The sequence below is a fragment of the Arthrobacter sp. D5-1 genome (assembly GCF_017357425.1).
Taxonomy (GTDB): domain Bacteria; phylum Actinomycetota; class Actinomycetes; order Actinomycetales; family Micrococcaceae; genus Arthrobacter.
Genome location: NZ_CP014571.1, coordinates 3,067,552 through 3,089,582 on the forward strand (window position 1 = coordinate 3,067,552; position 22,031 = coordinate 3,089,582).

29 protein-coding genes are annotated in these 22,031 nt (G+C 61.1%); 20 read left to right on the forward strand and 9 right to left on the reverse strand.

Annotation, left to right across the window (positions count from 1 at the left end; genetic code table 11):
- Positions 1-2: 2 nt before the first annotated feature.
- The 12 genes from AYX22_RS14080 (at position 3) to AYX22_RS14135 (ending at position 9,016) form a co-directional block, all read left to right on the forward strand.
- Positions 3-350: a hypothetical protein gene (locus AYX22_RS14080; RefSeq protein WP_207593982.1), complete on the forward strand. Its 348-nt coding sequence runs from the start codon at positions 3-5 to the stop codon at positions 348-350.
- A 14-nt stretch (positions 351-364) separates the two neighbouring features.
- On the forward strand, positions 365-796 hold the full coding sequence (locus tag AYX22_RS14085; protein WP_207593983.1) for a Gp19/Gp15/Gp42 family protein: 432 nt from the start codon (positions 365-367) through the stop codon (positions 794-796).
- Positions 796-1,146 (forward strand): hypothetical protein, encoded by a 351-nt coding sequence (locus tag AYX22_RS14090; RefSeq protein WP_207593984.1) that lies wholly within the window; start codon positions 796-798, stop codon positions 1,144-1,146. Before AYX22_RS14085 ends, AYX22_RS14090 begins: the two co-directional genes overlap by 1 nt.
- The gene (locus AYX22_RS14095; RefSeq protein WP_207593985.1) at positions 1,146-1,418 is read left to right on the forward strand and encodes an HK97 gp10 family phage protein; all 273 of its coding nucleotides are present in this window, start codon (positions 1,146-1,148) and stop codon (positions 1,416-1,418) included. Before AYX22_RS14090 ends, AYX22_RS14095 begins: the two co-directional genes overlap by 1 nt.
- The gene (locus tag AYX22_RS14100) at positions 1,411-1,854 is read left to right on the forward strand and encodes a hypothetical protein (protein ID WP_207593986.1); all 444 of its coding nucleotides are present in this window, start codon (positions 1,411-1,413) and stop codon (positions 1,852-1,854) included. Before AYX22_RS14095 ends, AYX22_RS14100 begins: the two co-directional genes overlap by 8 nt.
- Before the next feature lie 66 nt (positions 1,855-1,920).
- A complete protein-coding gene (locus AYX22_RS14105; RefSeq protein WP_207593987.1) occupies positions 1,921-2,754 on the forward strand; it encodes an IPT/TIG domain-containing protein in 834 nt (277 codons plus the stop codon).
- A 93-nt stretch (positions 2,755-2,847) separates the two neighbouring features.
- Positions 2,848-3,159: a hypothetical protein gene (locus tag AYX22_RS14110; RefSeq protein WP_207593988.1), complete on the forward strand. Its 312-nt coding sequence runs from the start codon at positions 2,848-2,850 to the stop codon at positions 3,157-3,159.
- A 77-nt stretch (positions 3,160-3,236) separates the two neighbouring features.
- Positions 3,237-3,533 carry a hypothetical protein gene (locus AYX22_RS14115; RefSeq protein ID WP_207593989.1) on the forward strand — a complete coding sequence of 99 codons (297 nt, stop codon included), beginning with the start codon at positions 3,237-3,239 and terminating at the stop codon, positions 3,531-3,533.
- A gap of 10 nt (positions 3,534-3,543) precedes the next feature.
- The gene (locus AYX22_RS14120) at positions 3,544-6,366 is read left to right on the forward strand and encodes a hypothetical protein (protein WP_207593990.1); all 2,823 of its coding nucleotides are present in this window, start codon (positions 3,544-3,546) and stop codon (positions 6,364-6,366) included.
- The gene (locus AYX22_RS14125; RefSeq protein WP_207593991.1) at positions 6,359-7,141 is read left to right on the forward strand and encodes a hypothetical protein; all 783 of its coding nucleotides are present in this window, start codon (positions 6,359-6,361) and stop codon (positions 7,139-7,141) included. The genes AYX22_RS14120 and AYX22_RS14125 overlap by 8 nt, the downstream gene beginning before the upstream one ends.
- 9 nt (positions 7,142-7,150) lie before the next feature.
- Positions 7,151-8,221, forward strand: a complete 1,071-nt coding sequence (locus tag AYX22_RS14130; RefSeq protein WP_207593992.1) for a hypothetical protein — start codon at positions 7,151-7,153, stop codon at positions 8,219-8,221.
- Between the two features lie 3 nt (positions 8,222-8,224).
- Positions 8,225-9,016, forward strand: a complete 792-nt coding sequence (locus AYX22_RS14135; RefSeq protein WP_207593993.1) for a polymer-forming cytoskeletal protein — start codon at positions 8,225-8,227, stop codon at positions 9,014-9,016.
- On the opposite strand, the gene AYX22_RS14140 is transcribed toward AYX22_RS14135, so the two are convergent.
- Positions 9,013-9,456 carry a hypothetical protein gene (locus AYX22_RS14140; protein WP_207593994.1) on the reverse strand — a complete coding sequence of 148 codons (444 nt, stop codon included), beginning with the start codon at positions 9,454-9,456 and terminating at the stop codon, positions 9,013-9,015. The genes AYX22_RS14135 and AYX22_RS14140 overlap by 4 nt on opposite strands.
- A gap of 84 nt (positions 9,457-9,540) precedes the next feature.
- On the opposite strand from AYX22_RS14140, the gene AYX22_RS14145 reads away from it, so the two are divergent.
- The 6 genes from AYX22_RS14145 to AYX22_RS14170 all read left to right on the forward strand — a co-directional run bounded on the left by AYX22_RS14145 (position 9,541) and on the right by AYX22_RS14170 (position 13,696).
- Entirely contained in the window at positions 9,541-10,029 is a 489-nt protein-coding gene (locus AYX22_RS14145; RefSeq protein ID WP_207593995.1) for a hypothetical protein, read from the forward strand.
- The gene (locus tag AYX22_RS14150) at positions 10,029-11,507 is read left to right on the forward strand and encodes a polysaccharide deacetylase family protein (RefSeq protein WP_207593996.1); all 1,479 of its coding nucleotides are present in this window, start codon (positions 10,029-10,031) and stop codon (positions 11,505-11,507) included. Before AYX22_RS14145 ends, AYX22_RS14150 begins: the two co-directional genes overlap by 1 nt.
- An 8-nt stretch (positions 11,508-11,515) precedes the next feature.
- Positions 11,516-11,845 carry a hypothetical protein gene (locus AYX22_RS14155; RefSeq protein WP_207593997.1) on the forward strand — a complete coding sequence of 110 codons (330 nt, stop codon included), beginning with the start codon at positions 11,516-11,518 and terminating at the stop codon, positions 11,843-11,845.
- A gap of 213 nt (positions 11,846-12,058) precedes the next feature.
- Positions 12,059-12,448 (forward strand): hypothetical protein, encoded by a 390-nt coding sequence (locus AYX22_RS14160; RefSeq protein WP_207593998.1) that lies wholly within the window; start codon positions 12,059-12,061, stop codon positions 12,446-12,448.
- Positions 12,441-13,352, forward strand: a complete 912-nt coding sequence (locus AYX22_RS14165) for a M23 family metallopeptidase (protein ID WP_207593999.1) — start codon at positions 12,441-12,443, stop codon at positions 13,350-13,352. Before AYX22_RS14160 ends, AYX22_RS14165 begins: the two co-directional genes overlap by 8 nt.
- Before the next feature lie 2 nt (positions 13,353-13,354).
- Positions 13,355-13,696 (forward strand): hypothetical protein, encoded by a 342-nt coding sequence (locus AYX22_RS14170; protein ID WP_207594000.1) that lies wholly within the window; start codon positions 13,355-13,357, stop codon positions 13,694-13,696.
- Positions 13,697-13,711: 15 nt separating this feature from the next.
- On the opposite strand, the gene AYX22_RS14175 is transcribed toward AYX22_RS14170, so the two are convergent.
- The 4 genes from AYX22_RS14175 to AYX22_RS14190 all read right to left on the reverse strand — a co-directional run bounded on the left by AYX22_RS14175 (position 13,712) and on the right by AYX22_RS14190 (position 15,320).
- On the reverse strand, positions 13,712-14,551 hold the full coding sequence (locus tag AYX22_RS14175; RefSeq protein ID WP_207594001.1) for a type II toxin-antitoxin system death-on-curing family toxin: 840 nt from the start codon (positions 14,549-14,551) through the stop codon (positions 13,712-13,714).
- Positions 14,548-14,715 (reverse strand): hypothetical protein, encoded by a 168-nt coding sequence (locus AYX22_RS14180; protein WP_207594002.1) that lies wholly within the window; start codon positions 14,713-14,715, stop codon positions 14,548-14,550. Before AYX22_RS14180 ends, AYX22_RS14175 begins: the two co-directional genes overlap by 4 nt.
- Before the next feature lie 76 nt (positions 14,716-14,791).
- Positions 14,792-15,082 (reverse strand): hypothetical protein, encoded by a 291-nt coding sequence (locus tag AYX22_RS14185; protein WP_207594003.1) that lies wholly within the window; start codon positions 15,080-15,082, stop codon positions 14,792-14,794.
- Positions 15,083-15,086: 4 nt separating this feature from the next.
- A complete protein-coding gene (locus tag AYX22_RS14190; protein WP_207594004.1) occupies positions 15,087-15,320 on the reverse strand; it encodes a hypothetical protein in 234 nt (77 codons plus the stop codon).
- Positions 15,321-15,495: 175 nt separating this feature from the next.
- Between AYX22_RS14190 and AYX22_RS14195 the strand changes: the two genes are divergently transcribed.
- Positions 15,496-16,830, forward strand: a complete 1,335-nt coding sequence (locus tag AYX22_RS14195; protein ID WP_231941989.1) for an ISL3 family transposase — start codon at positions 15,496-15,498, stop codon at positions 16,828-16,830.
- 1,285 nt (positions 16,831-18,115) lie between these two features.
- The gene (locus tag AYX22_RS24315) at positions 18,116-18,244 is read left to right on the forward strand and encodes a hypothetical protein (RefSeq protein WP_278251930.1); all 129 of its coding nucleotides are present in this window, start codon (positions 18,116-18,118) and stop codon (positions 18,242-18,244) included.
- A gap of 56 nt (positions 18,245-18,300) precedes the next feature.
- Here AYX22_RS24315 and AYX22_RS14200 read toward each other — a convergent pair whose 3' ends face one another.
- The 4 genes from AYX22_RS14200 to AYX22_RS14215 form a co-directional block, all read right to left on the reverse strand.
- Positions 18,301-18,543 (reverse strand): DUF3263 domain-containing protein, encoded by a 243-nt coding sequence (locus tag AYX22_RS14200; protein ID WP_207594005.1) that lies wholly within the window; start codon positions 18,541-18,543, stop codon positions 18,301-18,303.
- Between the two features lie 370 nt (positions 18,544-18,913).
- Entirely contained in the window at positions 18,914-19,855 is a 942-nt protein-coding gene (locus tag AYX22_RS14205; protein WP_207594006.1) for a type II secretion system F family protein, read from the reverse strand.
- The gene (locus tag AYX22_RS14210) at positions 19,852-20,706 is read right to left on the reverse strand and encodes a type II secretion system F family protein (protein WP_207594007.1); all 855 of its coding nucleotides are present in this window, start codon (positions 20,704-20,706) and stop codon (positions 19,852-19,854) included. Before AYX22_RS14210 ends, AYX22_RS14205 begins: the two co-directional genes overlap by 4 nt.
- Positions 20,706-21,929, reverse strand: a complete 1,224-nt coding sequence (locus tag AYX22_RS14215) for an ATPase, T2SS/T4P/T4SS family (RefSeq protein WP_207594008.1) — start codon at positions 21,927-21,929, stop codon at positions 20,706-20,708. Before AYX22_RS14215 ends, AYX22_RS14210 begins: the two co-directional genes overlap by 1 nt.
- Between the last annotated feature and the right edge of the window lie 102 nt (positions 21,930-22,031).

Here is a 22,031-nt window from a genome sequence, read left to right on the forward strand (position 1 = left end):
CCATGGCTACGTACAAGGTAACGGCTCCGGTCGTGAAGGTTGCCGTCGGCCCGGCTGACGGCAACCGCATCGCACGCTTCATTGACCGCGGAGGAATCATCCCCGACGGCGTCGATCAGGGCCTCTTGGACCAGCTGGTGAAGTTGGGACGGATCGAACAGGTCGCGGATGAGCCCGCCAACGACACCGCAGAAGAAGATGCTGCACGTGCAGCTGCTGCAAAGGCGGCCGTGGATGCCAAGGCTGACGAAGAAGCCAAGGTGGCGGCGAAGGCAAAGGCTGACGCGGATGCAAAAGCAGCTGCTGATGCCAAGGCTGCTGCTTCGTCTAAGACAACGGCAACAAAGTAAGAGGGGTGGGCGCCATGGCTGACGATCTGGCAGACATACCGACGATCGAAAAGGCGTGGCGCCCACTCAATACTGCCGAAAAGCCAAAGGCTGAGTACTACCTGGGCATGGCGTCACGTGCGATCCGTCGCCGCTGGCCTGATGTGGACCAGCGCATCGCGAACGATGCAGACAGGCTTACAGCTGAGGACGTGTCTGACGTTGTAGTGCAGATGGTCCTCAGCGCGGTGGACAGACCGCCCGTGCGGGGCGCTAAGTCCTTCTCCGAAGGCGTCGGTCCCATGTCGCGATCAGCAACCCTGCTGGCCGGAAGCACGAACCCATCGGAGATCGAGGCATGGATGGCGGAAGTATTCGAAGGGCGCAGCATCGCCCTTCCCGTATTCCACTCGCCGCCGTCCGGGAACTACGAAGGCCTCTTTATCTGGCCGGAAGGGCGGTGCTGATGTTTCCTTTGGCAAATGGGCAAATGGTGATCAGGGAGCGTCGCCGCCAAATAACCGACCCATACTCGCAGGACAGCACGCTGGCCGACTGGTCAGACCCGCTGGAACTCACGCTGGAGGGCGTTGCAATTGCCCCGTCTTCCAGCGTCGAGTCGAACGCTGTTGACCGCAACCCGGTAGTAACGCAAATGAGTATCTACTGTGGGCCCGATGAGGACATTCTGGCGGGTGATCGCATACGCGACGGAGCTACGCTCTGGGACGTTCAGGGCGAGGTCGCCAATTGGAAAAACGCTCTCACTGGCTGGGCTCCAGGCGCCGAATTTCGCGTCAAGAAAGTGACTGGCTGATGGAGTTCAACGACAAGTTTTTTGAGGAGATCGGCAAATCAGCCGGCGTGACGCAGATGTGCCGTGACGTCGCTGACAAGGTCCTGGCCGCGGCCCAAGCCTCCGCTCCTGTGGATGAGGGCGACTACCGTGACGGGCTGCACGTCGAGGAGAAGACGGTGGAGAAACGCAACGTTGCTCTCGTCGTCGGCAGTGACCCGAAGACCATGCTCATCGAGTCCAAGACCGGCAACCTCGCCCGGGCGCTGAACCAGGTGAAGAAGAGTGGCTGACCGCGTCATCTACTCCGATCTTGAGCTGTTCCTCACCGGGTTTATCCGGCGCGAGCTTGCGGCGATGCCTGGGCAGCCGTTCCCGGGCGGCTTCATTTCGAATGAGTTCTGGGTGAATAACCCTGCCGCCCCGAAACCTGCACCGCCGTTCCAGATCATCGTCAGGGACGACAGCGGACCCCGAACCAGCAGGGTCACCAAGTCCCCCACCGTGGGAATCACCATCCTTGGCTCGGACACGGTCAACAAGATTGTCATCACGAACCTGGGGCACACGGTCTTCGCCATCATGGAGGGCTGCGCCCGCGTGGAGCCTGGCAACCCGGTTGCCGCTGTGCTGGACGCCACCGGCCCCTACAAGGTCGTGGACGAATCCGGGCAGCCCCGCCGGTACATGACTTTCGAGCTGTCCGTCGTGGGAACGCCCTTCCCGTAAGCATTACCCAAACCAATCAACCAGCCATTCACGCCTGTGGATGGTTTTTCTATTTGGAGGCAAATAATGGCTGCTGATGAACTCGGCAACGACGTTTCTGCCGTTGGTGTACCGGTAACCGGTCACATCGGCTTCGCACCTGAGGGCACGACTGGCCCGACCCCGTCCGCTGGCGCTTCCCGCTCCTACGTCCTGCCCGCAGAGTACAAGGTCCCGGGCCTGTTGACGGAGGACGGCGGCTTCGAGTGGACGCTGGAGCCTGACGGTGACCCCATCGTGTTCTACCAGGAGGGCTACTCGCTCCCCACCGGCATCGCCACCGCCGAGCTGGTCCTCAAGCTGGCCCAGACGGACGAGATTGTCCGTTCGATCATCCGCGGCAAGACCGCTGACGAGAACGGCTACATGACCGTTGACGCCGGTGGCCACGCGGTGCAGTACTCGGTGTTCACTGAGGAGATCTTCAAGAACGGTGTCATCCGCCGTCGCTGGGCTCCGAAGGTCAGCATCAAGTCCGTCAAGGAAGACAAGAGCGAACGCGGCAACGTGCTCGGCTACGAAGTCACCCTGACGATCCACCGCTCCCCGCTGGTGGGCAACGAGCACTTTGGTGAGTGGCTGCTCCCGGCTGGCAGCCCCGCAGCTGCGGCTCCTGCCATTACCGCTGTTGAGGGTGACCCCGATCCGGCTGGCGCTGGTGAGCTGATCACCATCACGGGCACGGGCTTCTTCACCGCCACTGCCGTGACTGTAGGCGGCACGCCGGTGACGGACTTCGACGTCGATTCGGACACGCAGATCACCGCCGTCATGCCTGCCGGTGCTGCTGGATCCGCTCCGGTGATCGTGACCAACCCGCTCGGCTCCTCGGCCGCAAAGGCATATACCCGCGACGTTTAGTCGCCCAACAACCTGTGGTCCTGCGCTCCGTGATGGGTGGGCGCAGGACCACAGCACCAACCCATCACCACCCATCGGATAGCGAGACAAAACATGACTGCTCCCAAAGCTTCCGCAGTAAAGCCGCGTTTCCTCGTGGTCGAGGACAAGCTGATGTGCCAGACCACCGAGGGCGAAATCGCGCTTCCGCTGCGCTTCAAAACCAAGCTCCTCCGCCAGTTCGGCAGCCTGGACCAGATGGACGCGTTCTTCCTGATCCTGGACGAAATCGCCGGCGAGGAAACCGTAGCCACCGTCGATGAGCTCGACATCATGGAGACCACCGAGATCATGGTCGAGTTCTTCAAGGTCTTCGAGAGCAAGGTGCAGGCGACCATGGGGGAATTGCAGGGCTCCTTGAAGTAGTCGAGGAGCACCGCCCCGCGCTCACTTACGACTTCCGCCACCGCCTCCACTGTTCCATCGAGGACATCGGAGGATCGGTGGGCTACCGCGAAGCCATTGACCTGATAGCCCAGCTCCGCACGGAGATGGGCTCGCACCTGTTCGCTTCCATGAGCGGCTGGGCTTTCCCGATGGACCGGGAAGGTTTCCACACGGCCCTGCTGCTCACCAGGGTCGTCAACGCGTTTGCATCCCGAGGTGACCCGCAGTTCAAACTGCAATGGCCCTGGGACGACGTCAAGACTCCCGAAGCGGAGCAGGTCACCCCCGAAGAGCGCGAGCACCTGACATCACAACTGAATCAGAGCAGCGCCTTCGGTCAACTACGCACATAGAGGAGGGCGGATGACTGCTGAGGTTGGGTCCGGCCAGGTAGCCATCTTCCCCACTTTCCGGGGGTTCCGCAGCAAGACCAATGCTGAAATGTCCGGCGCTGGCCGCGATGGCGGGAAGACGTTCAATTCCGCTTTCAACGTCGGCGCCGGCGACCCCGGGCAAGCCCTCATCAAGAAACTCAACGCCCAGATAGCGTCCGGCTCCAAGGCCTTGTCCAGTGCCCGCCTTGCCGAGCAGGACGCCGCCGGCAAGGTCCGTGTTGCTGAGACGGCACTGGCTGAGGCCCGCGCTAAGGGCGGCGAAACCAGCTCACGCGCCGTAGCTGCTGAGGAGCGGCTGGCGACGGCCCAGCGCAAGCTGGTGGACGCCCAGGCCAAGACCCGCCAGTCCACAGACCAGCTCAAAGACTCACAAGCCAAACTGGCAGACGCCACCGGCGCGGCAGGTAACTCCGGCGAACAGTCCGGATCCCGCTTCCTACGCGGCTGGCAATCGGTCAAGCAGAAGCTTTCCTCCACCGTCCGCGGCGCCGTGGATGAAGCAGGCGACGCGGCAAAGAAGTCCGCTGATGGTGCTGGCAAGAAGTCCGGCGGCGCTTTCAGCTCCGGGTTCAAGGGTGCCATGGGCGCCCTGGCCGGCGTCTTCGCTGTGGATAAGGTCTCAAGCTTCTTCTCCAGCGCTGTCCAAGGCGCCGGTGAGCTCGAACAGTCCGCCGGAGCAATCCAGTCTGTCTTCAAGGGCAGCGCTTCGGACATGCTCAAATGGTCCACCCAGGCACAGAACTCCGTAGGCCTGACGCAGAACGAGTTCAACGAACTCGGAACCCTGATCGGTGCGCAGCTGAAAAACGGCGGCACCGCCATGGACCAGCTCGCCCCGAAAACAAACGAGCTGATCGGCCTCGGCGCTGACCTCTCATCCATGTTCGGCGGAACATCACGTGAAGCCATCGAGGCCCTGTCATCAGCACTCAAGGGCGAACGGGACCCCATCGAGCGCTACGGCGTCTCGCTGACACAGGCGAAGATCGACGCTGAAGCCCTCGCCATGGGCGCCCAGAAGGTTGACGGCGCTTTCAGCAACCAGGCTCAGCAGGCAGCAACCCTGTCGCTGATCATGAAGCAGACCTCCGACGCGCAGGGCAACTTCGCCAAGGAATCGGACACCCTGGCAGGGCAGCAGCAGCGCGCCTCGGCCGGCTGGAAGAACATCACCACCTCCATCGGTGGTCTGTTCCTCCCGATCCTGACCAAGGCGTTTGGCTTCATCAACACCAGCGTCCTGCCCACCATCCAGAACCTTGTGGACAGGCTGGGCGCCGGCGGCCTTGCCGGGATCTTCCCTCAGCTTGGTGGATTCATCACCGAGTTCACCGGTGGCATCCGCGCCTTCGGTGCTGCCTGGAAGGCCAACGACGGAGACATAACCTCCAACGGCTTCCCGGGCTTCATGGAGATACTGGCCAACGGTCTCAGGACAGTGACCGGGTTGCTGGGGCCGCTGTTCCAGCACTTCGCCTCCGTGTTCGGCGGCCTGGCGCCTACAGTGCTGCAGTTCCTCTCGGCGTTCTCACCAGTTGGGCTGATCTTCGAAGCGCTCATGCCGGTCCTGCCGCAGATTGCGTCTCTGCTCAGCAGCCTGGCAACCGTCATCAGTGCCGTGCTCACGCAGGCAATGGTGCAGCTGGCGCCGCTGGTGCAGCAGCTGGTCACCATGTTGGCGGAGAACTTCGTCAGCATGATGCCGCTCGTGACATCACTGTTCACGCTGTTCGAACAGGTCCTGGCAGCGATCATCCCCGTGGTGATGGGGCTTCTGGCGGCCATCCTGCCGCTGGTCACGACCTTGCTGACGCAGCTGGCGCCGATCTTCACGCAACTGATCACGGCTGTGCTGCCCCCGCTGATTTCGATCATCGGGAACATCGTCACGGCCATCGCTCCGCTGATCACCACCATTGCCAGCCTGCTGATTCCGATCATCCAGGCACTGATGCCCATTATCGTCACCGTTTTCGGTGTCATCGTGAGCATCATCACCGCGGCCATGCAGATCGTGCAGGGCATCATTGAGGTTGTCACCGGGATCATCTCGGGGAACTGGGCGCAGGTCTGGTCCGGGATCCTGAACATCGTTGGTGGCGTCTTCAATCTGGTCATCAGCATCATCTCTGGTGCGATTCAACTGGTGATGTCGGTAGTGATCAACGGGCTGAATGCTCTGGTGGGATTCTTCTCCGCAGCGTTCACGGGCATCGTCAACTATGTCGTGACCTCGTTCATGTCCATCGTCACCGGCGCCCAGGGGATGCTCAACGACCTACTGGGCTTCTTCGGTGGGATCGGCGACGCTGTCCTTGGGGCCCTGGGCAACATCGGCAACCTGTTGCTCGACTCCGGAAAGGCCCTGATCCAAGGCTTCATTGACGGCATCATGGGCATGGCCGGCGCCATCGGGGACGCTGTCGGCGGGGTCCTGGAGGGTGTTGCGGACTTCTTCCCGCATTCGCCCGCCAAGCGCGGCCCGTTCTCCGGATCCGGGTACACCACCCATTCCGGCAAGGCGTTGGCAGGCGACTTCGCCAAGGGCATCGTCAGTGAACAGGACAAGGTCAACGCGGCCGCGAACACCATCATGACCGCGGCGTCATTGACCAGTTCACCGACCACGGCCGGCGGGCAGCGTGCCTCCCAGCCGGCCACGGGCGCTTCCGCTTTGGCTGGCGCACAAGTCACCGTGCACATGCCCATCAGGGATCAGATGACCCCTGATTCGGTGGCGCGGGCGTTCGATAACCAGTTCAACTACAAACTGAGGACAGTGAATGCTTGACGAACTGTACGTGGTGGTTGATGGGCTGGAGTTCCACGGCCGGCCAGGTTTGGGCCCGTTCACGATCACCAAGGACGGCCTAGACGGTTGGACTGACAGCGTCCCGCTGCGAGGCGAGAAACTGGCATGGCCACAAGGTCACGGCTCGCTGGTCCTACCGCGCTACCAGGAGTCGCGGTCCGTGACAATCACTGGCGCGATTCTGGGGAAGAACCTGGCTGACCGTGAGATCCAGATGAACACCTTGTCCGGGTTGCTCGCTTACGGGCAACTCGGGCGGGTGCAAGTCACTAAGGGCGGACTCACGCAGTGGACTGATGCTTCCCGCGACAGCCTCAGCATCGATGAGATCCGGGGCAGCAACAATGCTGTGTTCCAGTTGCAGCTCTGGTGCCCTGACCCGCGGAAGTTTGGTGAACCACGGGGCCCGTTCGTGGCGTCCGTGGGCTCAAATGCCCTCAACGTGCACCACAAGGGCAACGCTGGGGCAACCGCAGTCTTCGAGGTGGCAGGCAACATGCCTGGCGGTTACATCCTCACCATTAAAGGGCAGGTCTTCACGGTCACCCAGCCCCTCATCCCCGGCCAGCCGCACACGGTGGACTACGGAGACGGGAGGGTGCGGATCAACGGGGCAGTCATCCACGGCGGCATCGGATACGGCTTCACCCCGCTTGTGACGCCAGGCCTGCCCACGGCGGTATCAATCGCACCGCGGCCCCCGTTCGCTGGCACGGCCACAGCAACGCTGACGCTTTTCGATACCTACATCTAGGAGGCCCGTGTGTGGAAGTACTACTCCATCAGCACGGCCAACTGGGCTGACAAGATCGAGCTCCCAGCGATGGCGTTTAACGGTGGGCGTGCGCTGAACACGGGCAGCCGAGGGTCAGCAACATTCAAGGTCAAGGAGCCGGCCGTTGCAGAGGTCTTGAGCTTGTCTTCCATCCAGCTGATGGAACGTGCTTTGGTGGCCACCTGGAATGAGAACGCAGTCTATGCAGGCTTCCTTGTGGACGCTGACGAAGATCAAGACGCGGGAACACTGACCGTGCAGCACGAGGACATATGGTGGATACTGGCCCGCCGATACCTGCTCTCAATTCGAGGTAACGGGGATCAGTCAGCCCCGCCGATCAGGTGGAGCAACGTCACGCTTGCCTCGTTGGCGAATCTCATCGTGAACAAGCTCCTCACGGGCGACCCGGTATCCCGCTACAACCTGCCCGTCATCACCACCGCAACAGAAGCCGGCAGCGAGAGCCGGGAGTACTTCGGTTACGAATTCCTCAACGGCGCCGCAGCACTGGACGACATCATCACAGCTGACGGCGGCCCGAACGTGGAGTTCGACTGCAACTGGAACGGGCCCAGCCTTGAATGGGTGATGCGCTCCGGTCTCCTCAACGCCGGGCTGTGGGAATGGGACTCCACCGCGGCGAGGACCGAAGTGCACAAGCTGAAACTTCAGACCAACGCCCAGAACATGGTCAACAAGGTCATTGGCACCGGTGAAGGCTCCGAACGTGACCGGCTGGTGCGCGATGCAGCTGACTTCAGCCGGCCTATCCCGGCGCTTGAGCGCGTCACGAACTTCGGCAGCAAGACCATCGAGGAACTACAGGCACGCACCACGTCCGGCTTGCTGGCCAGCAACGACCCGACGCAGCAGCTCAGCTTCAGCATCCCCACCACGGGCACAGTTTCCGTGGCTGACCTCCGACTAGGCGGCACAGCGCGGGTGAAGTCTTCCGGCTTCTACTACCTTGACGCCGGTTGGCATGACTGGCGCCTCATCTCCTTCGACTTCGACAAGGACTGGATCAACCTCCAGTTCCAGCAGATAGGCGGTTGACCCGTGGCAGCGATCGACAACTTGGCTGATGCCATGAGGGCAATCCAGGCGCTGGTGCGAAGGGTTGAGCGCCTGGAGAACAACACGAACCAGAACCGTTCGGCTATCGGCCGTGGCGGCATGTCTGTGTATGACGGCGGCATGATCACCATTGAAAACGGCGGCCTGAAGGTGACGGGGTCAGCGGAGATCATCGGGACGCTTAACGCTAACGGCACCATCAACATGACGGGCATCTTCATCGCGTCCGGTGAGATGCAACTCAATGGAACCACGGTCGCCACCGGCGATTTCCACATTGACGGCCCGCTGATGGTGGACGGCAACACCACGTTCAACGGTGAGCTGAACATCACCGGCATCACTAATATCACCGGCGATACCACCGTGACTGGCAAGCTCGTCACAGACGGCCCAGTGGACATCAACGGACTCACCAAGATCACTGGAGACGTCGAGGTGTCCGGCGCCATGGACGTGACCGGCGACCTCACAGTGTCTGGGGAGCTCGACATCACCGGGCCGGCCACCCTCAATAGTGACCTGACCGTCGCCACAGGCAAGAAGATCACCTTGGGCGGCCTCACCTTGGAGAACACCGGCAACAACGGTGGCGCGGTCAACTTCCCCAACGGGTCCGTATCTTCCAGCGCGACGCTGGGAATGCTGATCGCTAGCGCAGTCAGAATCGAACTGGCTGCACCTACGATCAAGCTCAGCGGGCTCCCGCAAGCAACTGGCGTGTCAGCCAACCTCTACATGGACAACAACGGCGTCGTACGTGAGATTGTTTAGCGGAAATTGCTGTACTGGGTGCATAGATCGCGGCCGGCGTAGGCAGCAACAGCGACGGCGTTGTCTCCAGCTATCGAGTCCCCACCAGCCAGTGCTCCGATTTCATTTCGCGTCTTCCCTTGGGCGAGAAGTCCGCAAGCCACTCCACCCGCCTCGATGAGCTCTTCATCCGAAGGGATGACGCCGTCTCGCCAGGCATTCAAGGCTTTCTTCACGCCTGCGAGGTAGCGGCCGCGGGCGCTGTCGTCGTAGAACTCAGGCGGCAGGCTGGCCGTTGGAGTAGCCGAAACGCTCTCTGAAGGCATCGACAACAGCGGCGCGATCTTCGAAGCCGAAGCTGATTCGGTGGCGCTTGCTGTCGGCGCGACTTCCCCGGCAGGCGCAGAGCATGCCGTGAGTCCAAGCAAGCCGAGCAGGACGAGGCCCCCAATTTTTCGCATGCGCCGATTCTATCCGGCAGCCACCGACATTAATACATCCCAGGCCCCACAATCGGGGCCATTTTTATGCCCAGGAGGCAGCCCATGGCAACTGTAACCGTCAGTGGCAAGCTCTCGGATTTCGAGCTTGAACCCATCGCGGGTCTATCGCCGGAGATCGAGTTCCTGCCGAGTGAGCCCGCCGTGGGCAACGGTGGCCGCCTGTTGGCTACAAAGGCGATCCGTGTGCCGCCTGAAGCTAATGGTGACTTCACTGTGCAGCTGCACACGACAGACGACCTTCTTCCCTCCAACGTCTACTACCAGATTGTCATCCGGTGGCTCGACGGAAACGGGAGGTTCATCAAGGCGGACAACCCGAACTGGAAGCTTCAGGTCCCTGCTGGCGGTGGTGCCATTGCGGATTTGATTCGTCTTCCACTCGGCACAGGGATAGTCATCTATTCCCCGACCGAACCGCCCATATGGGCCGGGCTCTTGGGCGCGATCTGGTTCCAACTGGACCCCAATGACGCCAACAACCCCAGCAACCCCGCCAACACTGGCGACATCTACCAAGTGAGGGACGCCTAATGACGCTGATATGGGTGAAGATTGGCAACGCCAGAGGCCCTAAGGGTGATCCAGGTGTCGCCGGCCCCCCTGGTGCCGCCTGGAACAAGGCGGACGCAACAACGGCTGTTGGCGCTTACACCAATCTCCCGCTGGGCGTGACGCCTGTCTTGTCCGGGGCCGTCGCCACGTCCCTTGGCCTGCCTGTGGCTCGGCTCGGAACCGTGACGGTCACGCCGCATCGCGCTGACGGAACGCGCCGCAGTTACATGTTCGAGACGAACTACGTCAACGCGAACTCCCCTCGCGAAGTCTGGACCACTGTGCCGGATGGCTCAGGCATCATGCAGCCATGGGAGAAGCTCTGGCCGCGACCGAAAGCCCTCATCGATAATGGCGCGGCCCTTGCCGGTTCCACCATTTACACCCTGGCTGAGGGGCGCTGGTACGTCAGTGGCTCCATCGCCACGAGTGTCGGACTTCCTCCCTCTGGCTCGGGCCAGATCGCCCGTAACGGTTGGCTCACGATCAAGTACGCCACTGGCTCGTCAGATGCGAAACACTTCGAGTGGGTAACCGATGATGTCAACAACGACTACACAACCGAGCTCTGGACCGCTGCTAAGCGGTCGGGGGACGCGACGATCAAGGGGTGGCGTCAGGTCTACCCGGTCAAGGCGTCGCTGCCTTCCGCGCTGGATGCGGGGCTGCGGCATCAGATCGAGCGGGACCAGCTCCGCGCCTTAGTGAAGGGTCCCATATCTACCGCTGGCGCTACTCCTGTCGCTTTTGTGTGGGATGACTACCCGGCCACCATGAAAGCCAAAGTGATCGAGGAAGTCCGGCGTATCGGATTGAAGATCACCTTCGCCGTTTGCTCCCGCTCGCTTGACCCCGGCTTTGAGAACATCAAGGGTGTCGGTGAAGTGACCTGGTCTGACGTGAATAGTTGGGTTGTTGACGGGCTGGTTGAGATTGCGAACCACTCCGCTGACCACCAAGACGCGGCCACGGATGAAGAACTGTTCGACACTATTGTTACCGGCCTCACGGAACTCCGAGCGCATGTTCCGGCGGCAAATCCCCGCATGACTTGGGTGCAGCCATCCGTGGTCTATCCCAACTTCAATAATGGGGACTCGCCAAGTGCCTACGCCAACGAGAAGGCCGGGCAGCTCATCGCCGCTTACCACCCTTATTACACCGGGTTGCAGAAGCTCATTGGTAGTGGCGCGATTCCTATGAGTGGTGAACCGGTGCCCGGCCTTGCCCGCGTGTGGGTGGACTCCATGACAGAAGCGGACCGGAAAGCAGCCATCACTTCGCTCGCCGGGACCGGCCGCGGCATCATCATCTCCACCCATGCGAACGCTATCGATGCGGCCAGCCGTTGGACCCTCGCGGAAATGATCTCCTACCTCGAATGGCTCAAAGCCGAAGAAGTAGCCGGGCGCATCAAGGTCATGTTCCTCTCCAACTTCGCGTTCGCACGCCCGTAGGAGGCCCCATGATCGACGGAATTCCCGCGTGGGTAGGCCTCGCTTCTCCGGTGTCGGCAACGCTCGTGGTGTTCTGGCTGGTGTTCACTCACCGGCTGGTCACCCGGGCGGCGCACACCGAAATGGTGAAGGTTCTACAGGAGCACAACGCTGAAGTCATCAAGCAACGTGACCTGTGGCAGTCAGCCGCCAACTTGGCAAACAAGACCAACGGCGACCTTGCAAAAACCAACAGTGACTTCATCGAGAACGCGAAGTTCTCAGCACATGTCATGTCCGCTATCCAGGAGAACGCGGCAGGGGGTGGCGCCCATGCTGTTCAGCAAGCTACGGGCTAAGTGGACGGCCTCTCGCCAGCTTCCGCAGTTGGAACCGGTTGACCACACGTTGGCTGAAGCTGCTCTTGAGCAAGCCGTGGACGCTCATATGGCTGCTCAGGAGCAGCGAGCCGAAGCAACCCAGGTGGTCACGGATCTCCGTGAGGTGAACATCCGCAATGGATTCGCGCCAGCCATCGAAGCACAAATTATGAGGAAGTTAGGAGGGGCCACGTGAAGCGGACCATCTTCAAGGCGTTCACTTGGGCCCTGATCGGCGCAGCGGTTCTGACCACGTATTCGATGCTGGGCCTCCCGGGCTTGTACATCGGCTACGTGGCCGGTTCGTTCTGGGTGGCCCTGCCAATCATCTACTGGATCACAGCCCCGGACTGGTGGAAGACACGGACCGGCCGGGCACTCATGATGCTGCTGGCATCGTTGGCGTCCCTGTTCATCCTGATCATCACCAGCGGCCTGTTCGGCGCCACACCTTTGCGGGAAGTCTTCCGCCTCGTGATCTACAGCGCCGTTCTGGTGGCCGCCGTCCGGCTGGCCGTCCTGTTCTTCCAGCTCCGGATTGGCGCCGATTGGCACAACGACAAAAGGGGGAACGATGGTTAGGCCAGTTGACTTTCCTATCACCCAGACATTCGGGGAAAACCCCACCAAGGACATCCGACCCGGCAACCCTGACTACTGGATCATCGAACTGTTCGGCAACTATCAGCCAGATGGGCACGCGGGTTTCGATTGCGCGTGCCCAGTTGGGACTCCGGTGCGGGCCGTTGCAGACGGCATCGTACTCCACATCGGGTGGATGGGCGGAACGTACGCGGACAATCCGTGGTGGATCGCCCCGAACTTCGCCGGATACTGCGCGGTAATCGACCATGGCAGCTTCATAGGCATCTACGGCCATTGCAAGGACGGCTCCGGAAAGGTTGCCAACGGCGCTCGTGTGCGCGAAGGCCAGGTATTCATCCTGTCCGGAAACACTGGCGGCTCCACCGGCGCGCACCTCCACTTCGAGGCCCTGCCCGATGGGTACAACCTCAACGCCAAGTTCTACGGGCGCGTCAACCCAATCCCATACCTTGGCTCGGCCTCCCTCGGCCCGGCCGGTGAAACAACCCCAGCTAAGGAGGACACCTTGTCCGCAGCAGAAGTTAAGCAAATCAACGACCACACGACGCTGATGCTCAATCAGCTTGCCCTTGATGGCCAGACTGGCGGGCGAACTCGCGGCGGACTCGCTGACGTCGCTGACAAGGTAGGCGACGTCTGGGCATGGCTGCGTGGCGGCGAGGCTGGCAAGCGAGTCGCCGGGCCCATCCCGGCCATGCTCGCAGGCATCCAGGGCCAAAACGCTGGCCTGCTGGAAGCGCTCAAGCAGGTCACGAGCGCCCCCGGCTCCGCGCTGGACTTAGAGGCCGTGAAGACCGCTGCCAAGGCTGGCGCCGCCGAGGCTCTCGCGGATCTCGAAGCGACCGCCACCACCACCGTCACACTGAGCCAGGAAGGCTAAGCATGTTCACATCCATTCTCCGCACCATCGTCCCCGCCCTGTGGGGGTCGTTCATCGCATGGGCCATCGGCCTCCTGCCCGCCCTAGAGCCGCACCGCGAAGCCCTACTCGGGTACGGCACGCCACTGTCCGCCATTGTCGCAGCCGTCTTGATTGCTGCATGGTACGCGTTCTGGCGCTGGCTGGAACGGCGCCTGCCCAGCTGGTTCACACGCGCTGTCCTCGGCTCTGCCCAGCGTCCCAGTTACACCGGGACACCGACAAATTACGCGGACTCAGCCTTAGCTGAAGAGATTCGGGCAGGTCTGACCGAACTGAACCGCCGCGGAAAGCACGAATCGTAGAGATGCACTGCTGGGCTAGAAGAAGTCTGGTACGACGTCCGGGGCGGAAGGCCGAAGCACCACAGAAAGGCTTTCCTCCCAGGCAACTTCATCGTCGATAAGCAACTGGACTGTGGTCTGAGCGTCCCTGCCGGCTAACACGGTAAGGGCAAGGTAGTCAGTCCAAGGCTGAATATTGTTCGGGAACCATGGCGCTTCCCAGTGTCTCTCTACTGGGCCCGTGATGGAGCCTAATGCCCGATCCGTGAGCATTGCGCCATCGGAGTCATGCTTGTAGCGCAGCCGCACCGTAACTTCACGTCCGGCATCAACCGAGTACCAGTGAAGCCGGACCACAGCGTAGAGAAGCCCTCCAAAAGGCATCTCAGCGACAGACAGGATCTGAACAGGTAGCCGGTAATAACTGTTCGGTCGGTCCTTCGCGAGTCCCTCGACGGAGAGTCCAAGCGCTGCAAAATCCACACGATCTGAGGCTCGGAGGCTGTTCTCCTCTAACCACTCTGCGACCTTCGCAGGCTGGAATTTGGTTTTGTCACTGGCAACCAGCAAGATCATGGATTCGTAGGTAACCGTGGGCAGATCTCGCAGCTCACGATTATTGAGCCCAAGGAAGGCCTCCATGGCCAACCAGGCGGTGCGCTTGTTGCCGTCGCTGAAGCATTGAGTGCTGGCAATGCCGTGCAAGAGCACGGCGGCCTTTTCCCAAATGGTCACGTACTCTTCGTGTCCGCCATATCCAGCCGAGGGCCTGTCTGCGGCAGCATAAACACCATTCCGATCTAGAACACCGGCGCCTGGCCCTCCATTCTCGGCGTTGATTGCGATAATGGTTTCGGCGTCAAGGTACTTAGTCACTGCTCAGCCAAGCGGTCCAGTAGTTCTTTGCGTTTGGCCGCGATGCGTCGTACTAGGGCCAGCGCGTCGGACTGTTCCACGAAAGTGCGGCCTGCGTCCTCGTAGGTCCTTGCAGTTGCGAACTCTACGGGTGCGCCGTCGTCTCTGGACGTGATGGTAGCCATGGGAGCATGATAGCAACATCATCTCGACGTAAGAGAAGACCCCCACCCTTCACGGGGTGGGGGTCTTTTTGTCGTTTCAGAAGAGTTGCTTCAGGCGGGCACGAAGGGGTGGGCGCGTAAGTCTACGGAGGGTGTCCTGGTCAGTGGCGAGCTGTTCTGAGACGGTCGAGATGTGCTCCCACATTTCCCTGAGTTTGGCGCTGAGGCTGTGAACAATGTCCCAAACTTCCTGCGGGTCACCCAGGAACTTCGCTTCCCATGCAAAGAGATCACGGCTCGTGCCGAACTTAATGGCCTCGCGGGTGAAGTGCTGGACCTCCCGCTCGCGCCTCTTGATTCGCTCACGGAGATCCGTTTCTGAATCCACGGGCCTATCCGATTTCTTTCTGCGCTCGGATGCGTTCCACTATGGCAAGGGATTGGGCATGTGTTGGCCATCCGTCCTTGGCTGGCTCGTAGAGCTCTACATAGGCCATGTCGCTTTGGTAGCGGGTGTTCCAGTCGTGCACAACTTCCTGCGCGGCAAGGTGCGTTGAGTGGCTAGACATCACGGACTCACCGCCACCGTACCTGCGGAGCTTCGCCAGCCATGTCGGGCCGCTCATCCGAAAGCCTTCCGCGCTGAGGCCTCATCCGGGAACAGTCCGCATCCCCACATGCTCGACTTGCCGTCAGAAATGCGGTGATAGTAATCGGCGGGGTGCGTTTGTCGGCTCTTCGCGGTTGATGGTGAAACAGGTTCCGTGTCTTGAAATCTGAAGGGCTCGTAGCCCTGCTGTGATGGATGTTCTCTACGCATTCATCAAGAGTCAGGAGCTACGAGCCTTGAACGAGCCTACTTCGCCGCGCCCCGATGCTGCCACCGCCATTTTCAACCTGCCCGACTACCGGGTCACCGGCACCGAGGTCCTCGCCTTCGGGCAGCGACGGATCCGCGTCGTGGCCACCGCCGAGGCCGGCTGCCCGTCCTGCGGCGTGATCAGCACCCGCGTGCATTCACGCCGGTCACAACGCCTGCGTGACATCCCTGTCGCCGGCCCGGTCGAAGTGGTCTGGGCCAAGCGGAGGTTCTTCTGCGATGAGTACCTGTGCCCCCGCCGGACATTCACCGAGGAGACAGCCGAGGTACCGCGCCGGGCACGGTCCACCCGCCGGCTCCGTGAGGCCCTGGTGGCCGCCGTGATCGGTTCCGGGAGGGCCGCCGCCGAGGCTGCCTCTTCATTCGGTGTCTCGTGGTGGCTTGTCCAGCGGGCACTGGATTCCGCGGCGCTGACGCTGCCCGATGTCGATGCCCTGGCACCGCGGATGCTCGGCATCGATGAACACCGCTACCGGTCCGTGCGGTTCTTCCGCGACCCTGCCACGAAGGCCTGGAAACGCTACGAACCCTGGATGACCACCATCGTCGATCTCGACACCGGACAAGTCCTCGGGATCGTTGACGGCCGCGACAGCGAGGGGGTAGGAGACTGGCTGTTCGCCCGCCCGCTTCAGTGGCGGCTGGGCGTGCAGGTCGTTGCCATCGACCCCTCGGCGGCGTTCCGCAAGGCCCTGCGGATGTGGCTTCCACGCACCGCTGTCTCAGTCGACGCGTTCCACCTGGTCAAGCTCGGCAACGACATGCTCACCGAAGTCCGGCAACGACTCACCCAGCAGACCCATGGTCGGCGGGGGCGCTCCATCGATCCGGTCTGGGCCAACCGGCGACTGCTCCTGCGCGCCGGGGACACGCTCTCGGATCGGGCCCGGGACAGGCTCAGCAACGTGTTCGCGACCGACGATGTCACCGGGAAGCTGCAGGCCGCGTGGCTGGTCAAGGAACAGCTCCGGGCCCTGCTGACTACCGGCTCTCTTGCCGACGCTGCCGCCGCGAAGGACCGGCTGCAGGTCCTGGTCGAGCGAGCCGCGCAGCCGGAGACGAACCGGCTGTGGCGCACAATCTGCCGGTGGTGGAAAGAGATCGAAGTCCTCATTGTCACCGGTGCGACAACCGCGAAAGTGGAAGCCAACAACACCGCGATAAAACACATAAAGAGGACGGGTCGGGGATTCACCAACGCACGCAACTACAAAACCCGTATCCTGTTGCGCAGTGCCGCCAGAACAGCGGCATGAACATCCCTCACGGCAGAACGTTCACCACGAACCGTGAAGAGCCCGTTTGTCCGGGGTAGTCCGGCTCCCAACCCTCGGTCCTCAACCGCTCTACGTGAATCTGGACAGCTTCATCGAAATTACTTGCCGCAATTGGGTTTTCCTTTGTGAGGCTAACGGCCCCGCCCTGCTCCCCAGTGGTGCAGTAACCCTCGGCCCAGATATCCCAGAGTTTGACTTTTGCCGGCAGCCCAAAGTCCGTAAGTGCTTTGGAGACCTGCCCGAAGGGCTGGGCATTGAATGACACGAACGGTTTACCGGCTGAGTCAAACCTAAGAGGGCCGGTGCGAACCATCTGGCCTTCATCGTTGAGGTGCTTGTCAACGAAAAGCTTCAGCAGGGCCAGGGTTTACCCAGTCATCCAAATCATCTGGGATAACAAGCATGTGACGCTTTGAGATGGGCATACCCTATCCTCCCAAGAATCGGTACCAATTAAAAGCCTTGGCATGATTGGTGGATGCCGATCTATCCGCCGACGTCGTTCATCCTTGATGGCGTCACATACGAGTTTGAACATCCGGACCGTGTGGGACCCGTAGAGGACGTCCGCTCATGGGAACCTGGACAGCAACCCAAAGTACACGCAGTGGTTCCACTGAGGGCCGGCGGCAAAGTTGGAGTTTACGCACTGGCCACCCATTGGAATCGAACACAGGTTAGCGTGCAGTGGTTCGATGACGACAAGGAAAGCCTCACCGCGTGGTTGCCGAAGGACAATATACGTCCAGTCACCAATTCGGAGTGGGATATCGACGAGTACAACCGATGCCCCGAATGGCTACGTTCCATCCAGTGGGGGAAACGGGCCCCAGGCTTCCTACCTGAGTAAGAGAATAAGACTCCACGCCAGCACAAAGGCATGACAGTTCTTTGTGGATAAGCCTGTGGACTACGAAAGACACGCCCAAGTTCGAGATACATTTTTCGGGCTGGGGAAACCTCGGAAACCTCTACATTCCGCGGTGTGCAGGCCTACACGAACCTATGCAAAACGCACTAAACCGACCTATTTCGCTCGCATAGGATGACACACTCTCGCCCGCTTGTGTCAGGCGCAATCGGTAAGATCTTAAACACAAAGACCGGCTCCCCTTCGACGTCGCCAAACAGTGGAGGGGAAACCGGTCTACAGAGTAACGGGATGCCCGCTGCTCCTTTTGATCGTACCTAGATGCGAGTCTTTGACGCAATCAAGGCCGATCATCCACAGGGGCAGCGGCTCCCTCTTCCTAAGGAGACCAGAATGCCCACGCGCAAAGCCAAAGCCCGTCGTAAAGACCATCCGGAGCACAGCCGCTGGTACATCGTGAAAGAGGTGTTCCGCCTGGTCAGGGTGATCCTTCCGATCATCCTTGATGACCTTCTCCGGTAGACCTCGTCGCGGCTGGCCCACCGATCAAGACTTTCGGATGGGCCGGCTGCCCCGAACTAGCGAGCGAGCAGGCGTGAGGGAACTTGCCTGCGTCGGGCTGGAAGTTTCAGCCTTAGCCTGGCCACGACCGCAGGGCGGTACGCAACAGCAGACTCTGTCCGGAGGATCCGGTTCATTTCCTGCCAGAAGCGGGTCGGCGTCATGCCGAAGCGTTCCATGGCCGCCGTGTCCAGAGAGCCCGCATACTTGAAGTCTTCCCCAGCGAGGTTGATCATGGCTTTTTCGTGGTCGGTGAGCATCCAGACAAACCTACGCGCAGGGGCCGACAAGAAAGAGGCCTTGGGTCAAAGCCGTACCCGCGACCCCAAGGGGGAGATTAGAGCTTAGTCACTAGAGTAATCATGACCCAGCCAGGCACATCCCCTCGATCCCGGTCCTCGGCACAGGACAGTCCCCTGAACGCGACCGCCATAACCCACGAGCTGCTGACGACGCTCAGGAAGGAGGTGGCGGACAGTCTTCTTGTAATGCGGTTCATTGTTCTCCCCAGGATGAATGGATCGGCGGACGGATATGGCGTGAAGTGATGCGGTGGATTCGGTGGACCGTGCTGCATCCATGGACTGGACTGCCTCGACGGATAAAACCTGGGCGTTCTTGACGGCTGGCTTACAGGCTGATTTCCAGCGCAGCCATGGCCGGGAAGGCAGCGAAGACGACTGTCAGCGGGAGCACCCCGAAAACGAGGGGAACCATCATGGCAATTTCTTTCCTGCCTGCGGACTCCATGAGCTCGCGTTTTGCGGCGTCGCGGACGTCCGCGGCCTGCGCCCGGAGGACATCGGCCAAGGGCGTCCCCCGTTCCACCGCGACCACCAGCCCGTCAAAAAACCTGACCAAGGGCGGCAGCTCCGACCTCATGGAGAACGCGTGGAGTGCCTCCGAAAGTGACTTGCCGGACCTGGCATCAGCGAGGACCAGACCAAACTCTGCAGAAAGTTCCCCACTGGAACTGCGGCTTACCCTGTCCATGGCGCCCATGGCGCTCTCGCCTGCAGCAACGGCGAGCGCCATCAACTCCGCGAGACTGGGAAATTCGGACAGCATCGCCGATTCCCGCTTTTTGATCCGTTGTCCCAGAACATAGTCACGGAGCATGTACCCCCCTGCTGCACCAGTGACGACACAAACAACAAGGAAAGCCGGGCTGAACTGCCCTGCGGCGGCGCTTATCACGACGACAAGTACCGCCACTACGAAACCTGCGCCGGCCCACAGGAGCTGCTCGGCCCGGAAGTCCAGGGTGGATTTGGAAGAGCCAGCACGCGCCAACCTCTTTCCCAGCGCCGCAGACCCGATATTGAACCGGGACATATACGTGATGGCGTCACCAATGATGGGACGCACTATCCTCTCCAGCGGGCCGAACGGTGTGAGGTTATAGGTTGGTGTGCGCAGGAGCCGGGATTCCAGGTTCCGTGACCTCAACTGGGCCTCTATACGGTCCGAAAAGGTGTTTCCGCGCATGAAGGGGAGCCGCACCAGGATCAGCCAGCAACCCGCCCCTAGAAGCAGCCCGTAGAGCACGGCGAACGCGGTGGTAGTGGTCATCGAAGCACCCGCCGATCCTCAGGCAACGCCCCAACCCGCAGCATCACCGAGTAGCTGACAACGGATACCAGCAGCCCACCGAGCAAGACCATGGCTCCTGTGGCCGAGTTGTAGGCCAGCATCGCTTCAGGCCGGCTGGCCATGACAACCAGGACCACCCAAGGCGCCGCTACCGCAAGCCGTGCTGCATTGATGGTCCATGACTGTCGGGCTTCAAGCTCACTTCGCGTGCGCGCGCTGTCTCTCAGGAACTCGGAAAGAGTGCCAAGCATCCGGCCGAGATCCGAACCACCAACCTCGCGGGTCATTCTGAGTGCCTCGATAATACGATCCGCCACAGGATCGGCCAGCCGTGCCTTCAGCCTGTTCAGGGCAGCCTCAAACTGTCCGCCGGATCTGTAGTCCGCCCCAAAGTCCAGGAACAGCATGCGAAGTTCTTCCGGTCCCTTGTACCCCAATTGGATCAGCGCTTCCGGCAGGGCGAGACCGGCACGTATGGCTGAGCGTAAGTGGTCCACGATGTCCGGCCACAGGAGTCGAAGTGCGGCCCGACGTTTGCGCGCCCGCCAACGGACCGCTGCGAAAGGAACCCACGAAGCAAAGAGGGAAAAGCAGGCTGCAACCGGAGGCGATCCCGTGACGACGTAGAACACCAGCAAGGCGAAGAGACCGAAGCCTGCGCACGTGAGAAGAAGGCCTCCACCCGTGACTTTCTCGATTCCGGCTGAGGTGAGCAGCAGCTCAAGGCGCCCGGGGCCTGTCTCCTTCACTTCTACCTGCGGTTGTACCCACGAGGACCACCAGATGAGGAACACCCCAAGGCCGCAGAGGATGCCAAGAAGGGGCGCCATCAGTTCAGCTCCAATAGGGCGGCGACGTCGAATCCTGCCCGGGCGAACTTCTCCGCGGCAGGCATGGAGTTGGCCCGTGGCAGCAGTTGCGCGCCGACCATGCCGAACACACCCGAGGATTCGATGATTCCATTTTCGACCCTCCGTCCAAGGGAGAGGATCTCAGTCACCTGCCTCCTGCCCGTGGAGTGGCGGCTGCAGTGCACCACGAGGTCGATGCAGGATGCGACTGTGGGCACTACGAAAGCACTGGAAATATTTGCTCCTGCCAGAAGCGGGAGCGTGCAAATCTTGGTCACTGCGTCGTGTGCGGAATTCGCATGGACGGTGCACATGCCTGGCAAGCCGGAGTTAAGCGCAATCAGCATGTCGAGGCTCTCCGCTTCACGAACCTCCCCCACGACCAGCCTGTCCGGGCGCATCCTCAAGGCTTCCTTGACCAACCGCCGCAGCGGAATTTCGCCTCCTCCTTCCAGGTTGGGTTGCCGGCACTGAAGTCCCACGACGTCGCGCAGCGGGAGTTGCAGTTCGAAGATCTCTTCCACCGTAATGACACGTTCACGGGAACCAATGTGTGCAGCAAGGCAGTTCAACATTGTGGTCTTCCCGGCCTGGGTGGCACCCGATACGAGGATATTGAGACCGCTGGCCACAGCTGCTCCAAGGAACCGGGCCGCCTGCGGCGTAAGGCTTCCCAGCTCGACCAAATGCTCCAGGCGGCTTGCCCGGGCAATGAACTTCCGAATGTTGACGGCCCAGTGCTTCCGGGTGATGTCCGGGATGGCGACGTGCAACCGCGAACCATCAGGAAGGGCGGCATCGACGAACGGCGATGAAAGATCCAGCCTGCGCCCCGAACTCTTGAGCATTCGTTCTACAAGGTCCCTGACCTGCTGCTCGGTAAGGCTCATGCCCGTCAGTTCCGATTCACCGTTGCGGGCAACATAGATTTCGTGCGGTGCATTGATCCAGACCTCTTCAATCGCGGCATCGTCCAGGAGTGGCTGCAATGGCCCGAAGCCTGCCACCGCATCGAAGATGTGCCGCCGGGCAGTCTCAAGGTGGCCGAGGGAAGGAAGGGGGCCCAAAAGCGCACGTTCGTCGTAGTCGTTCACTGCCGCTTCCACCAGAAGCCTGACATCCGAAGCCTGCTCGAGGGGATCCAATCCTCTGCGCCGGATGAGCTCCCTGACTTCTCCCTCGACGATCCTTACAGCATCCACTTCTTCCCCCACCGCCCACGAAGTTTGATAAACGAGAGGAACATCTCGCCTCATTCACGCTAAGGGAGCCCCCACACCCCTTCAACCCAGAGGAGCGGGCAT

Bases quoted from the DNA above. Each gene is read 5' to 3' on its own strand.
- AYX22_RS14200 (WP_207594005.1), bottom strand. From the start codon at position 18,543: ATGCTCACCGACCACGAAAAAGCCATGATCAACCTCGCTGGGGAAGAC.
- AYX22_RS14210 (WP_207594007.1), bottom strand. From the start codon at position 20,706: ATGGCGCCCCTTCTTGGCATCCTCTGCGGCCTTGGGGTGTTCCTCATC.
- AYX22_RS14190 (WP_207594004.1), bottom strand. From the start codon at position 15,320: ATGAGCGGCCCGACATGGCTGGCGAAGCTCCGCAGGTACGGTGGCGGT.
- AYX22_RS14140 (WP_207593994.1), bottom strand. From the start codon at position 9,456: ATGCGAAAAATTGGGGGCCTCGTCCTGCTCGGCTTGCTTGGACTCACG.
- AYX22_RS14085 (WP_207593983.1), top strand. From the start codon at position 365: ATGGCTGACGATCTGGCAGACATACCGACGATCGAAAAGGCGTGGCGC.
- AYX22_RS14155 (WP_207593997.1), top strand. From the start codon at position 11,516: ATGATCGACGGAATTCCCGCGTGGGTAGGCCTCGCTTCTCCGGTGTCG.
- AYX22_RS14195 (WP_231941989.1), top strand. From the start codon at position 15,496: ATGGATGTTCTCTACGCATTCATCAAGAGTCAGGAGCTACGAGCCTTG.
- AYX22_RS14080 (WP_207593982.1), top strand. From the start codon at position 3: ATGGCTACGTACAAGGTAACGGCTCCGGTCGTGAAGGTTGCCGTCGGC.
- AYX22_RS14125 (WP_207593991.1), top strand. From the start codon at position 6,359: ATGCTTGACGAACTGTACGTGGTGGTTGATGGGCTGGAGTTCCACGGC.
- AYX22_RS14090 (WP_207593984.1), top strand. From the start codon at position 796: ATGTTTCCTTTGGCAAATGGGCAAATGGTGATCAGGGAGCGTCGCCGC.
- AYX22_RS14095 (WP_207593985.1), top strand. From the start codon at position 1,146: ATGGAGTTCAACGACAAGTTTTTTGAGGAGATCGGCAAATCAGCCGGC.
- AYX22_RS14205 (WP_207594006.1), bottom strand. From the start codon at position 19,855: ATGACCACTACCACCGCGTTCGCCGTGCTCTACGGGCTGCTTCTAGGG.
- AYX22_RS14170 (WP_207594000.1), top strand. From the start codon at position 13,355: ATGTTCACATCCATTCTCCGCACCATCGTCCCCGCCCTGTGGGGGTCG.
- AYX22_RS14165 (WP_207593999.1), top strand. From the start codon at position 12,441: ATGGTTAGGCCAGTTGACTTTCCTATCACCCAGACATTCGGGGAAAAC.
- AYX22_RS14150 (WP_207593996.1), top strand. From the start codon at position 10,029: ATGACGCTGATATGGGTGAAGATTGGCAACGCCAGAGGCCCTAAGGGT.
- AYX22_RS14180 (WP_207594002.1), bottom strand. From the start codon at position 14,715: ATGGCTACCATCACGTCCAGAGACGACGGCGCACCCGTAGAGTTCGCA.
- AYX22_RS24315 (WP_278251930.1), top strand. From the start codon at position 18,116: ATGCCCACGCGCAAAGCCAAAGCCCGTCGTAAAGACCATCCGGAGCAC.
- AYX22_RS14120 (WP_207593990.1), top strand. From the start codon at position 3,544: ATGACTGCTGAGGTTGGGTCCGGCCAGGTAGCCATCTTCCCCACTTTC.
- AYX22_RS14105 (WP_207593987.1), top strand. From the start codon at position 1,921: ATGGCTGCTGATGAACTCGGCAACGACGTTTCTGCCGTTGGTGTACCG.
- AYX22_RS14110 (WP_207593988.1), top strand. From the start codon at position 2,848: ATGACTGCTCCCAAAGCTTCCGCAGTAAAGCCGCGTTTCCTCGTGGTC.
- AYX22_RS14145 (WP_207593995.1), top strand. From the start codon at position 9,541: ATGGCAACTGTAACCGTCAGTGGCAAGCTCTCGGATTTCGAGCTTGAA.